The 12,745-nt window shown below is 60.4% G+C and carries 11 protein-coding genes; 4 read left to right on the top strand and 7 right to left on the bottom strand.

Annotated features, from left to right (window positions below; all coding sequences use genetic code 11):
* Window positions 1-90 precede the first annotated feature (90 nt).
* Window positions 91-1,005 (top strand): LysR family transcriptional regulator, encoded by a 915-nt coding sequence (locus CXK96_RS05015; protein ID WP_019339258.1) that lies wholly within the window; start codon window positions 91-93, stop codon window positions 1,003-1,005.
* Between the two features lie 54 nt (window positions 1,006-1,059).
* Here the strand turns inward: CXK96_RS05015 and CXK96_RS05020 are convergent, their stop codons facing one another.
* The 4 genes from CXK96_RS05020 to CXK96_RS05035 all read right to left on the bottom strand — a co-directional run bounded on the left by CXK96_RS05020 (window position 1,060) and on the right by CXK96_RS05035 (window position 5,738).
* Window positions 1,060-2,079, bottom strand: a complete 1,020-nt coding sequence (locus tag CXK96_RS05020; RefSeq protein ID WP_102835381.1) for a LacI family DNA-binding transcriptional regulator — start codon at window positions 2,077-2,079, stop codon at window positions 1,060-1,062.
* A gap of 114 nt (window positions 2,080-2,193) precedes the next feature.
* A complete protein-coding gene (locus tag CXK96_RS05025) occupies window positions 2,194-3,210 on the bottom strand; it encodes a TRAP transporter substrate-binding protein (RefSeq protein WP_102835382.1) in 1,017 nt (338 codons plus the stop codon).
* A gap of 43 nt (window positions 3,211-3,253) precedes the next feature.
* Window positions 3,254-4,531, bottom strand: coding sequence for a TRAP transporter large permease (locus CXK96_RS05030; protein ID WP_102835383.1), 1,278 nt, complete (start codon window positions 4,529-4,531; stop codon window positions 3,254-3,256).
* A 43-nt stretch (window positions 4,532-4,574) separates the two neighbouring features.
* Window positions 4,575-5,738 (bottom strand): gluconokinase, GntK/IdnK-type, encoded by a 1,164-nt coding sequence (locus CXK96_RS05035; RefSeq protein WP_102835513.1) that lies wholly within the window; start codon window positions 5,736-5,738, stop codon window positions 4,575-4,577.
* A 242-nt stretch (window positions 5,739-5,980) separates the two neighbouring features.
* On the opposite strand from CXK96_RS05035, the gene CXK96_RS05040 reads away from it, so the two are divergent.
* A complete protein-coding gene (locus CXK96_RS05040) occupies window positions 5,981-6,259 on the top strand; it encodes a peptidylprolyl isomerase (protein WP_014852742.1) in 279 nt (92 codons plus the stop codon).
* A 4-nt stretch (window positions 6,260-6,263) separates the two neighbouring features.
* Here the strand turns inward: CXK96_RS05040 and zapE are convergent, their stop codons facing one another.
* Window positions 6,264-7,391: a cell division protein ZapE gene (gene zapE, locus CXK96_RS05045; protein WP_102835384.1), complete on the bottom strand. Its 1,128-nt coding sequence runs from the start codon at window positions 7,389-7,391 to the stop codon at window positions 6,264-6,266.
* A gap of 156 nt (window positions 7,392-7,547) precedes the next feature.
* Between zapE and CXK96_RS05050 the strand changes: the two genes are divergently transcribed.
* Window positions 7,548-9,536 (top strand): PhoX family protein, encoded by a 1,989-nt coding sequence (locus CXK96_RS05050; RefSeq protein ID WP_102835385.1) that lies wholly within the window; start codon window positions 7,548-7,550, stop codon window positions 9,534-9,536.
* Between the two features lie 30 nt (window positions 9,537-9,566).
* Here the strand turns inward: CXK96_RS05050 and CXK96_RS05055 are convergent, their stop codons facing one another.
* Window positions 9,567-10,625, bottom strand: a complete 1,059-nt coding sequence (locus CXK96_RS05055) for an AI-2E family transporter (RefSeq protein ID WP_102835386.1) — start codon at window positions 10,623-10,625, stop codon at window positions 9,567-9,569.
* 135 nt (window positions 10,626-10,760) lie between these two features.
* Window positions 10,761-12,077 (bottom strand): Na+/H+ antiporter family protein, encoded by a 1,317-nt coding sequence (locus CXK96_RS05060; RefSeq protein WP_102835387.1) that lies wholly within the window; start codon window positions 12,075-12,077, stop codon window positions 10,761-10,763.
* Window positions 12,078-12,256: 179 nt separating this feature from the next.
* On the opposite strand from CXK96_RS05060, the gene queD reads away from it, so the two are divergent.
* Window positions 12,257-12,613, top strand: a complete 357-nt coding sequence (queD, locus tag CXK96_RS05065; protein WP_102835388.1) for a 6-carboxytetrahydropterin synthase QueD — start codon at window positions 12,257-12,259, stop codon at window positions 12,611-12,613.
* Window positions 12,614-12,745 lie beyond the last annotated feature (132 nt).

Genomic DNA, 12,745 nt, shown 5'->3' on the forward strand with positions numbered 1-12,745 from the left:
GTTGATTTATCTAAGCTATTTTCCTCGTGTATAAACATTCATCACCGATATATGATCGGCGAATTCCGATACACGCCAGAGAGCACAACAATGAACCTGAACAAGGTCGATCTGAATCTATTCATTGTCTTCGACGCCATCTACACCGAGGCCAACCTGACCCGCGCCGGGCAGATCGTCGGCATTACGCAGCCAGCCGTTTCCAACGCCCTGGCACGCCTGCGGGAAACCTTCAACGATCCGCTGTTCGTGCGTACCGCACAGGGCATGGTGCCGACCCCGATGGCGCAGAACATCATCGGTCCGGTGCGAAACGCACTGCAGTTGTTGCGTGTATCGGTGCAGGAAAGTCGCACTTTCAATCCGCTGCAGGCAAACAAGACCTTTCGCATCAGCATGACCGACCTTACCGAGGCCGTGGTGCTGCCGCCGCTGTTCCAGCGCCTGCGTCGGCTGGCGCCAAACGTGAAGATCGAAAGCATGCTCGCCAAGCGCCGCGAAACCACCAAAGAGTTGGCGGCCGGGCGTCTGGACTTCGCCATGGACGCCCCCCTCAACACCGATCCCCAGGTGCGCCACGTCAAGCTGCTGGAAGACCGCTACGTCTGCGCCATGCGCCGCGGGCACCCGCTGGCGAAGGACAAGCTCAGCGTTGAGGAATATCTGTCGCTGTCACACATTCATATTTCCAGCCGGCGCAGCGGGCTGGGCATGGTTGACCTGGCGCTCGGCAAGATGGGGCAACAGCGCAAAATCGCTTTGCGCTCCCAGCATTACATGATGGCCACACAGGTGATTCAACAGACCGATATGGCGGTGACCGTTCCGGAGCGTTTCGCCCGGCGTCATGACCTGTACCAGGTGCCATTGCCAGTGGACATCCCGCCGTTGGAGACACACATTTACTGGCACGAGAGCACCGATCAGGACCCGGCCAACCGCTGGATGCGCGAACAGATGATCGAGATCGCTCAGCAGGTCACGGCGGCGCAGCAAGCCGACTGATTTGCCCGCGTAGACGCTAAATCGGCCGGCACGTGCAAGGCGTGCCGGTTTTCCTCATGCGCTTTCGCGCATCACCACTTCAAAACCCACATCAATACGCCGTTGCGGTGGCGACTCGCCGCGCATCAGGCTCAGCAGCATTTGCCCGGCCAGCTTGCCGATCTCGCCGCGGATGGTGCGTACCGTGGTCAGCGCCGGGTGCATCCAGGCGGCGGCCGGCAGATCGTTGAAACCGGCAATCGCCAGCCGCTCCGGCACGGCCAAACTCAGCTGGCGAGCACGAAAGAGCGCGCCCAACGCCAGATCGTCGTTGTTAAAGAAGATCGCATCGATTTCTGGATGCTGCGCCAGTAACCGATCAAGCAACTCGGCACCAAGCCCGATGGATGACACCTGCGGCGTGAGCACCTCAAGTGCGGCATCGTAAAGCGAGGCCCCGCGCATGACCTGCCGATAACCTTCGGCACGTTGCAGGGTTCGGGGGTCGAGTTGCGCGGCTGCGAACGCAATGTTGCGATAGCCGCGGTCGAGCAACTTGCGGGTCATGGCCGCACCGGCTTCCAACTGGGAGAAACCGACGCAGTATTCTTCCTCACCGTCGCTCAGTTCCATCAAAGTCACGATCGGGCTGGTGTAGCTGCCGAGCACTTCGCGTGCGGCATCGCTGCGCTCGAAGCCGGTGACCAGCAGCCCTGCCGGCTGATGGGCAAGGTAGGCACGCAACAGGCGTTCGTCTTCTTCGGGATGGTAATGACTGACGCCGATCATCAGCTCGTAACCTGCCGGCATCAGCACGCGCTGAATGGCTTCGACGGTGTCGACGAATACGGCGTTCGACAGTGACGGAATGATCACTGCGACAAGATTCGAGCGTGCGCTTGCCAGATTGCGCGCCGCTGTATGCGGGACGTAGCCCAAGGCCTTTACCGCTGCCATCACTCGCTCGCGCAGGGCGTCCGATACTCGTTCGGGTTGCGACAGCGCACGCGAGGCGGACATCAGCGAACAACCGGCACTGCGAGCCACGTCGGACAAGGTGGCCCGCTCCAGCGAGCGGCGACGGCGAGAACTCATGGTGGAATCCAGCTACGGGGAGGCGGAGATTCTATACGGGAAGGCGCCCCGAAGCAGGCCAGGTGAGCACTGACAAACGCCAGCGTTCACACGGCCTGAAAGGGGTGCAACCGCTTACTTCGGCGCTTTTTCGATCGCTACCTGTACTTCGTTGAACAGCGGCTCGCCAACGGTATCGATCACGGTCTGGATCGCCGGCTTGGCCTTCTCGCGCATGCGCTGGATTTCCTCTGGGCTGACCTTGTTCACTTCCATGCCTTGCTCTTTGATCTTGGCCAAGGCTTCGCGGGCTTCGGCGCGAGTGTCTTCACGCTCCGAATCACGCGCGGTCTTTGCCGCCTCCATGATGATGTCCTGCTCGGTTTTCGACAGGCCATCCCACCAGCGCTTGGATGCCGTAACAATCCATGGGCTGTACACGTGATTGGTCACGCTCAGGTACTTCTGCACCTCGTAGAACTTGGACGAGAGGATGGTGTTATAGGGATTTTCCTGACCGTCGACTGCCTTGGTTTCCAGTGCCGTGAACAGCTCGGAGAACGGCAGCGGGACCGCATTTGCGCCCATCTGCTTGAAGGTGTCGATAAACACTGGGTTCGGCATAACGCGCAGTTTGATGCCGTCGAAGTCTTCCATCTTCTCGACTGGACGCACGTTGTTGGTCAGGTTACGGAAGCCGTTCTCCCAGTAGGCCAGGCCCACGAGCCCTTTATCTTCCAGCGCATCCATGACCTTCTGGCCGACCGGGCCATCCAGCACGTAGTCGGCCTGTTTTTCGCTCTCGAACAGGAACGGCGTGTCCCACACCGCCATTTCTTCAGCCACACCGACGAGGGTCGCCGTCGAGCCGACCATCATTTCCTGAGCGCCGCCCATCAGTGCGTTTTGCATCTGATCATCGGAGCCCAGACTGGCAGAGCCGAACGTACGAACCTTGAGTTTGCCATCGGACGCCTTGGCGATCTCCTCAGCAAGCAACTTGGCGGCGCGGCCCTGGTTGCTATCTTCGTTGAGTCCGTAACCGAAGCGAATCATCCGTGGCCGGATATCGTCGGCTGCCTGAGCGGTCACTGCAGTGATGGCGCTGCTAAGCGTAGTGGCGGCCAGGGCCGCGATGAGAAATCGTTTCATGTTCACTTACCTTTTGGATGGAGGGTTGAAGCTCATGCCTCGGTCACCGTAGCCATTCCAACGGCACGGTGATGATCGACGGCACCGCAATCAACAGGACGACGATGGCCAGATAGATGAGGAAGAACGGGATGACACCACGCACCAGCGTTTCCATGCGCAGCCGCCCTATTCCGCCGACGACGTTGAGTACGGTACCGACGGGCGGCGTGATCAGCCCGATCGAGCCGATCAGCACGAACATCACGCCGAAGTACACCGGATTGATGCCGGCCTTCACCGCAATCGGCGCCAGTACCGGCCCAAGGATCAGAATGGTCGGAGTCAGGTCGAGCACCATGCCGATGGCGATCATCAGCACCATGATGGCAACCATCAGCAGCTTCGGGTCTTCAGCCAGCGGGCCGAGCATCGAGGCGATTTCGTCTGGCAGCTGGGCCAGCGTGATCATGTAAGCGGAGACGATCGCTGCGGCGCAAAGGAACATGACCGAAGCCGTGGTCCGACTGGCACGGGTCAGCACCTCGACCACACCGCTCCAGCTCAGCTCGCGGTACAGCAGGGTCGATACCAGCAACGCGTAGACTGCCGCTACCACTGCCGCCTCGGTCGGCGTGAACAGGCCAAAGCGCAATCCACCCACGATGATCACCGGCAGCATCAAAGCAGCCGCACCATCGACCAATGCCTTGCGACGTTCGGCTCCGCTGGCCTTCGCTTGTGGCGGCTCTTCTATCTTGCGAGCGATCAGCGTCCAGGCCACGACCAGCCCGGCGCCCATGATCAGGCCCGGAACCATACCGGCGAGAAACAGCTGGCTGATCGAGGTGTTGGTGACAACGCCGTAGATCACGAACGGCATCGACGGCGGGATGATCGGCGCGATGATGCCGCCCGCCGCCACCAGACCCGAGGAAGAACTCAGCGGATAGCCGCGCTCGCGCATCATTGGCAGCAGCAAGGTTGCCAGCGCTGCAGTGTCAGCCAGCGCCGAGCCGGACATACTCGCCAACAGGACCGAAGCCGCAATTGCCACGTAGCCGAGACCGCCGCGCTTATGGCCAAAGTAGGCCTGCGCCATGTTGATGATCCGGCGCGAAATGCCGCCCGCGTTCATCAGTTCGCCGGCGAGAATGAAGAAAGGCACGGCCAACAACGGAAAGCTGTCAGCACCAGCCTGAAGGTTTTGCGCCAGCAGCTGTACATCCCAGAAATCCAGGTACCACATCAGCACCGCGCCGGTGAGAATCAGCGCGAAGGCAATCGGCATGCCGAAGGCCATGAAGCCAAACAATGACGATAAGAAGACGACGACAGTCATGTACGGACCTCGGGTGGGCGTACGCCCTTGTTGTTATCAGGAATCAATCGGCCGTAACGTTGGCTTCGGCGATGGGTAACGGCGGCTGTCGACGCCAGACATTGACCAGCTGGATCAGCGCCAGGACCGCAAGCGCGACCATGCTGGCGGCGACCGGAACCATCGCCACGGCCAGCGGATAACCCACAACCGGGCTATTGATCGTCCAGCCGAACTGCATCTGATTCCATCCGCCCAGCGCAGCCAGTGCGCTGGCTACCGCGACCATGATCCAGCTGATCGAATCCACCACCCGGCGGAACAGATGCGGGAATCGGTCGCGGATCATGCTGAAAGCCATCAGCTCGCCACGGCGCATGCTCGAGGCCACGCCGACGAATACCAGCCAGACAAAGGCCAGCCTCGAAAGCTCTTCAGCACCCGTCCAGCCCGTGCCGAAGGCATAGCGCAGGACCACGCTGCTGAACACCACGATCACCATGAAGGCCAGCAGAGCCGCCATCAGCCAATCGGTAATCCGGTCGAAGCCTTGGGCGAACTTACCGCCATAGATCGGCCGGGTGGTCAGTTCGGCGCCCGTCGGCTCGACGTCTTCGACATTGGGCGCGCTCGCAGCATGGCCGCCGCGCTGGCCGCCGCGCTGGCCGCCGCGCTGGCCGCCGCGCTTGTTAGCGCTATCAAGCGGAGCCGCGGAAAGATCCTCTTTGGCATTGATCGCCAAGCCGCCGTCCTGATTCATCCAGGCGGTGATTTCGTCCAGCACTTGCTCGCGGGGCTGGCTGGCATCGACCACAAGCACATGGGGCTCGCCAGCCGGCGACTCGAGCGTGGCGAACTGACTGTCAACCAGTGAAATCGGCATGAAATGCCCAGCGCGCCCGCCGACTCGCTGGACCGCCGTGTCGTAATCAATGGACAGGTGCGCAAAGCACAAGCCCGGCACCGCGTCGCGCAAGAGGTCACGGTAGCGACGCTTCAGAGCCGAACAGGCAAGCACGAAGCCGACGTCATCATCGATGGCGCGCTGCATTTCGATGACAAGCTTCTGCAGCCACTCGACCCTGTCAGCATCCGACAACGGCGTGCCGGCGCGCATGCGCGCAACGTTTTCTTCGGGGTGGAAATGATCGGCTTCGATATGTCGGAAGCCCAGCGCATCAGCGGCGGCATGGCTGGTTTCGGTCTTGCCCGAACCACTCACGCCCATCACCACCAGTGCGCGGCGGTTAGCGGGAAATTCGCTGTGGGTTTGGTAGTCCACTGTCGGTCTCCGGCGGCATCGTTGTGCCACATTATGTTTGTGGACCGGATGGTAGCGCTAACATACGAACAACCATAACTACCGTTCGTCGGTTTTACTTGCATCCGAACGGTCAAAATCGCTGCTTCCCCGCTTCGGTTTGCCGGGCTGTCTGACTACAATCGCCGCCGCATCCGAGGAGATCCGCAATGCCCAAAGCCATGGCCCGCCACATCCTGGTCAAGACTGAAGCCGAAGCCGCGCAGCTGAAAAAGCGCATCGCCAACGGCGAAGCCTTCGACGTATTGGCAAAGAAATACTCAACCTGCCCCTCCGGCAAGAAAGGTGGCGACCTGGGAGAGGTCCGTCCGGGGCAGATGGTGCGCAGCATCGACCAGGTGATCTTCAAGAAGCCGCTGCGCGAGGTGCACGGCCCTGTCAAAAGCCAGTTTGGCTATCACCTGGTGCAGGTGTTCTACCGCGACTGAAGAGCTAGTCGGTGTTACCGAAACGCTGCAGCTGCATTTCCCGCAACCGGCTCAGCGTTCGGCGAAAAGCAAAGGACAGATAGCCCTCGGTATAGAGTTCATCCATGGCAACCCAAGCCTCCAGATAGAGCGGCACGCCTCGGTCGTAGCATTCGTCTACCAGCGCAATGAAGCGTCTGACGCTGTCATCGTTTGCAGCCAGTTTCGGTAGCTCGCGGTCGCCCGCCTCCACCTGCGCTGCGCCGTCTTCAGTGCCGCGCGCGATGCGCCCCTCACGCTGCTGGCTGCCCAGCTTCGGCACCGCACCAATCAGGATCGCGGAATAGCGATCACACAGCTCGATGAAATCCAGCGCTGAGAACGGCTGCTCGCACAGCGCGGCAAAGCCACACCACAGCACGGAGTCGCTGCTGCATATGACCTGCAATGATCGACGCCCGACGTGGACCGGCTGGGTATCAGCAGCCTCCCCTCTGCTCAGAGTGTCGAACACCGAACGCAGCGCCCCGTCTTGGTGTGGTTCGCTGACCCAGTAGCGTTGTTCGGCTACGCCTGGACGCAGACGATGATCAGCCCCACCGTCGACATTGACGACTTGCATGTGCCGCTCGATTGCATCGATGGCGGGCAGAAAGCGCTCACGGTTGAATCCGTCAGCATAGAGCTGATCAGGTGGCTGGTTAGAGGTCGCGACGATCACCACGCCCTGCTCGAACATCACCTGGAACAAGCGCCCCAGAATGATCGCATCACCGATGTCGGCAACGAACAGCTCGTCAAAACACAGCACCCGCACCTCTTCGCTCAGCTCTTTTGCCAATGCCTGCAAGGGGTCAGGCGTGCCGTTGAGCTGGAACAGACGAATGTGTACCCAGCGCATGAAATGGTGGAAATGCTGCCGTCTTGCTGGCACCTCTAGGCTGCGATGGAACATGTCCATCAACCAGGTCTTGCCGCGCCCGACTGGGCCCCACAGGTAAACGCCGCGAAGCGATTCGCCAGACGCATCGCCATGCAGCGCCTCATGGCAGCGCTGCAGCCGCTCGACCGCGCGCAGCTGGGCGTCGTCACTGACGTAACCCTGACGTGCGATAGCCTGCTGATACAGGGCAAGCGGAGCGCTAAATTCCATAACAAGGCCATTGTGAACAAGGGCGGCGATGGTAACGCAGACAGCCCTGGCGAACAGAACGAGCGAACCGCTCGTCGACCGTGGCGCGGGTGTCATTAAGCTGTCGTAAGCCGAACATAACGTCACAGTCCCGTCGATTACCAATGGAGCTGCGTCGTGACTGACGATAATCAAAACATACTGTTCGGCAATGGCGATGAGTTGCCTAGCAACCGCTCAGCCAACCCTCACATCCAGGATGTCATCGATGCGGGGCGCCGCAAGGTTGTGGCCGGAGGCGCGGCGTTCGGCGCGCTGGCCTTTCTCGGCGGGCTGCCTTCGATGGCCACTGCAGCCGAGCCGGCTGGGGTCGGCAGCGGGTCGCCCTTTCAACGGCGTAACCGTCTCCCCTTCGGGGCGGTTGCAGTGACCCGAGCCGATGCCATTACGGTTCCCGCTGGCTTCTCCGCGAAAGCCTTTATCCCTTGGGGCACGCCGATCTGTGGAAGCTATCCAGCATTCCTCGAAGACGCCAGCAACAGTGCGGAAGATCAGGCCCAGCAGACAGGCATGCACCACGACGGCATGCATTTCTTTCCCATGAATGCGCGCTTCAAAGGCCGAAAGAGTGACCACGGTCTGCTGGTGCTGAACCATGAGTACATCGATGCACCTCTGCTGCATCCCAACGGCCCGACAGTTGTTGATGGCAAACGCGTGGACGCCGATGAGGTGCGCAAGGAGATCAATGCGCACGGCGTTTCCGTTGTCGAAGTGCGCCGCGGCCCGCAGGGAGACTGGTCAGTACTGCCTTCGGCACGCAATCGTCGCATAACCGGTGCCACGCCGATGCGCATCGAAGGTCCTGCCCGTGGTCATGACCTGATGAAGACCCGCTACAGCCCGAGCGGCACCTCCACCCGCGGAACGCTGAACAACTGCTCGAATGGCTACACCCCCTGGGGCACCTACCTGACGTGTGAGGAAAACTGGGCGGGCTATTTCGCCACTCGCGACGCTGAATTGCCTCGCCATCTGGAGCGGTACGGCCTCCGTTCAACCGGGCGCTACGGCTGGGAAACCATTCGCGGCGACGAATTCGAGCGTTTTGACGCAACCACAACGGCGGCAGACCCGCGCGCCGACTATCGTAACGAGCCGAATACCTTCGGCTGGATCGTGGAAATCGATCCCTTTGACCCCGATGCCACGCCGGTCAAGCACACAGCGCTGGGTCGCTTTGGTCATGAAGGCATTGTGTTCGCGCCAACCAAAGCAGGCTGGCCGCTGGTTTGTTACTCCGGCGACGACTCGCAAAACGAGTACATCTACAAATACATCAGCCGCGACAAGTACCGCCCGCAGCGCAGCGACGGCCGGCTGCTCGACGATGGCACCCTGTACGTTGCACGCTTCAACCCGGACGGCAGCGGCGACTGGTTAGCGCTGGATATCGAAGACGCTGCCTTCCAGCAGGCCTGTGCTGCAGCGAACGTCAGTTTTGCCGATCAGGGCGAGGTGTTGATCAACACTCGCCTAGCGGCGGATATCGTCGGGGCTACCAAAATGGATCGTCCTGAATGGGGCGCCGTACATCCCGATACGGGCGAAGTGTATTTTACCCTTACCAACAACAGCTCGAGGCAGGAAGCCGACGCAGCCAACCCCCGCGCGCCGAACCCCACCGGCCACATCATCCGCTGGCGTGAGGAAGGTAAGCATCAGGTGGGCACACGGTTCCAGTGGGACCTCTATCTGCTCGCCGGGCCGCAGAGTGACAGCCGTGATCCGCGCGGTCGGCCACTGACTGACGAGAACATCATGGCGAGCCCCGACGGACTCTGGTTCGACGATGAAGGTCGCCTTTGGATCCAGACCGACATGAGCGGAAGCCAGCTGCGCAGCGGTCCCTTCGGCAACAATCAGATGTTGGTGTCAGACCCGAAGAGCGGCGAAACCAAGCGCTTCATGGTCGGCCCTCTGGGCGCCGAGGTCACCGGTATTACCGCCACCCCGGACTTCCGTACGCTGTTCGTGAATATCCAGCATCCAGGGGAAGGCTCGACGTCAACCGAGTACACCAGCGCCTGGCCAGATGGCCCGGGCCGCAGGCCTCGCTCGGCAACGGTCATCATCACCCGTGATGATGGCGGGCGTATTCTCTAGCCCGAAGCGGCGTCCGGCTCACCCGGACGCCTACTGGGGGGAAGGTTTGGCGTCAGGAGTGATAAACAAGGCCCATGACGACATGAACAAAGCAGCAATCAGCGGCCCGATGACGAAGCCGTTCAAGCCAAACAGGGCGAGCCCGCCCAACGTCGAAATCAGCACCAGATAGTCAGGCATTTTGGTGTCCTTACCCACCAGAATCGGCCGCAGGAAATTGTCCACCAGGCCAATCACCAGAACGCCATAGAGCGTCAGGATCACGCTCTGTAAAACCATTCCCTGCAGCAGGAAATAGATCGCCACAGGTGCCCAGATCAACCCGGCGCCAATCGCGGGCAGCAAGGAAAGAAACGCCATCATCACGCCCCAGAGCAACGAGCCTGGGATTCCCAGGACAGCGAAGATCACCCCACCGAGGAATCCCTGGGTAGCCGCCACGACAATGTTGCCTTTGACCGTGGCCCTGACCACGCGGGTGAATTTGCTGAACAGCCGCCGCTTCTGGTTATCGGTCAGTGGCAGTGCGCGACGAATCTTGGCAACCAGCTCGCGCCCGTCTCGGATGAAGAAAAACAGCAGATAGGTCATCACGAAAAAGCTGACCAGAAACTGGAAGGTGCCCTGGCCGAAACTGAACGCCTTGGTTGCCAGGAACTGACTGCCCTGCAAGGCGCCACTGGCAAGCCGTTCACGCATCTGGTCGAGATTGCCGAGCCCAAAGCGTTGCAACTGTCGTTGCGCCGACTCAGGCAGCATCTCCTTGGCGCCGCCCACGAACTCGCCGACGTCGAGTTCTCCGCTTTCCATCTGTTGATACAGCGATGAGCCCTCCTGAACCAGCAGACCCGCAATCAGGATCACTGGCAGTACCGCAACGACCAGGCAAACCGTCAAGGTGATGATCGCCGTCAGGTTTCGCCTGTGCCCCATGCGGCGTTGCAGGCGGCGTTGCAGCGGCGCAAAGATGATCGCGAGAATAACGGCCCAGAACACGGCCCCGTAAAAGGGAAGCAGTATCCAGCCGAAGGCGATGCTCACAATGAGCAATAGAGCGAGAAAGACTTTCTGCTCAAGAGTGGTGTTCACGAATACTTCCTATCGCTGCGGTTGTATCCGTTAGTCAGCGATTGGCGTCAGGAGTGCTGACGGGCCACGATCCAGCGAAACAGCGGACGCGCTGGCGACGATACGTCGTGCCAGCGCTAACCGTATCGACGAGAGTTACAGCGTCATCGCGGCAATCCAGCCGAACGCAAGAAGCGGCAGGTTGTAGTGCAGGAAGGTCGGAACCACGGTATCCCAGATATGGTTGTGCTGGCCGTCGGCATTCAACCCAGCGGTCGGCCCGAGCGTCGAGTCCGAAGCGGGCGACCCCGCATCACCCAGCGCACCCGCCGTGCCCACCAAACTGACGATTGCCAGCGGACTGAAGCCAAGCTCCAACCCCAGCGGTACGAAGATCGCAGCGATGATCGGTACCGTGGAGAAGGAGGAGCCGATGCCGATGGTGACCAGCAACCCCACCAGCAGCATCATCAGTGCGCCGATGGCCTTGCTGTTTCCAATCCAGGCGGCAGACGTATCGACCAGCGTTTTCACCTCGCCGGTTTCGCGCATCACTTCGGCAAATCCCGCTGCAGCAATCATGATGAAGCCGATCATGGCCATCATCTTCATGCCCTCGGTAAACAGATCATCAGCCTCTTTCCAGCGCACCACGCCGGATACGGAGAAGATCACGAAACCAACCAGCGCGCCGATGATCATCGAGTCCAGCCACAGTTGGACGACGAACGCAGCAGCGACGGCCAACGCAGCCACCAACAAGGTCAGCGGGCTGTAGCTGACACTGATGGCTTTCGACTGATCGACCTTGGCGAGGTCGTAGGTGCGCGGCTTGCGATAGCTGAACATGGCAATCAGCAGGCCGGTCAGCATGCCGACCGCTGGAATCAGCATGGCCTGACTGACATTGATTCCGGCGATGTCCGCACCACTCTTAGCCACGTTTGCCAGCAGAATCTCATGCAGAAAGATGCTACCGAAGCCCACCGGCAGAAACATGTAGGGCGTGACCAGGCCGAATGCGAGTACGCAGGCAATCAAGCGCCTGTCGATCCGCAACTTGCTCAGCACGTAGAGCAACGGCGGAACCAGCAAAGGGATGAAGGCGATATGGATCGGCAGGATATTCTGCGACGACACGGCGACCGCCAGCAGTAGACCGATCATCAACCACTTCACAGCCCCCGCGGAGTCCGACTCGTGCCGGCCGACCATGGCCAAAGCACGATCAGCCAGCGCATGGGCCAATCCACTCTTGCCGATCGCAACAGCGAATGCTCCCAGCAAGGCGTAGGAAAGCGCTACCGTCGCGCCACCACCCAGCCCTTTGTTAAAAGCTGCAAGGCTGCCGTCCAGTCCCAATCCGCCCAGGACGCCGCCGGCAAGCGCGCCGGCAATCAGTGCCACTACCACGTGAACCCTGCACAGGCTAAGAATCAGCATGATGCCGACTGCCGCTACCACTGCATTCATTTCAACTCCCCGAAAGCGGCGAACGCCGATAAAAAGCCGGGCACTGTGCCGCAAGCCCGAGAGAGTGTCAAAAGCGCTGCATGGGCAGTGCAGCGGTTACGTCTGGTAGCTCGCTGCACAACGGCGACAGCCGAACACAAACCGGTAGAATGCGGCCTTTCGCCTTACCGGATCGACCAGTGGAAATATTCAAAGAGTTTACTTTCGAGTCAGCCCACCGCTTGCCCCATGTACCCGAAGGGCATAAATGCGGCCGTCTACACGGGCACTCGTTCCGGGTTGCGATTTACCTTGAAGGCGAGGTGAACCCCCATACCGGCTGGATCCGGGACTTCAGCGAGATCAAGCAGATCTTCAAGCCAGTCTATGAACGACTAGACCATAACTATCTGAACGATTTGCCCGGCCTCGAGAATCCAACCAGCGAAAACCTTGCCGTATGGATCTGGGATGAGCTGAAGCCGTTGTTGCCAGAGCTTTCGCGGATACGTATCCATGAAACCTGCACCAGTGGCTGCGAATACCGCGGCCACTGAAGTCGGAGCCAAAGCGGTAGCCGAGTCCGCTCAGGTAGCCAGCGTGCGCCACGTTTGTGAGCTTAGTGAACGTCTCCCCGCTCGAAAACCAGGCTGCCATCGTTGCGATGGCAGCCTGGTCGGTCATTCCTT

It is taken from the genome of Stutzerimonas stutzeri, from assembly GCF_002890895.1.
Classification (GTDB): Bacteria; Pseudomonadota; Gammaproteobacteria; order Pseudomonadales; family Pseudomonadaceae; genus Stutzerimonas; species Stutzerimonas stutzeri_AB.

Excerpts from the sequence above, each read along its gene's own strand:
- CXK96_RS05015 (WP_019339258.1), top strand. The coding sequence starts at position 91 with ATGAACCTGAACAAGGTCGATCTGAATCTATTCATTGTCTTCGACGCC.
- CXK96_RS05020 (WP_102835381.1), bottom strand. The coding sequence starts at position 2,079 with ATGAGTTCTCGCCGTCGCCGCTCGCTGGAGCGGGCCACCTTGTCCGAC.
- CXK96_RS05025 (WP_102835382.1), bottom strand. The coding sequence starts at position 3,210 with ATGAAACGATTTCTCATCGCGGCCCTGGCCGCCACTACGCTTAGCAGC.
- CXK96_RS05030 (WP_102835383.1), bottom strand. The coding sequence starts at position 4,531 with ATGACTGTCGTCGTCTTCTTATCGTCATTGTTTGGCTTCATGGCCTTC.
- CXK96_RS05035 (WP_102835513.1), bottom strand. The coding sequence starts at position 5,738 with ATGGGCGTGAGTGGTTCGGGCAAGACCGAAACCAGCCATGCCGCCGCT.
- CXK96_RS05040 (WP_014852742.1), top strand. The coding sequence starts at position 5,981 with ATGCCCAAAGCCATGGCCCGCCACATCCTGGTCAAGACTGAAGCCGAA.
- zapE (WP_102835384.1), bottom strand. The coding sequence starts at position 7,391 with ATGGAATTTAGCGCTCCGCTTGCCCTGTATCAGCAGGCTATCGCACGT.
- CXK96_RS05060 (WP_102835387.1), bottom strand. The coding sequence starts at position 12,077 with ATGAATGCAGTGGTAGCGGCAGTCGGCATCATGCTGATTCTTAGCCTG.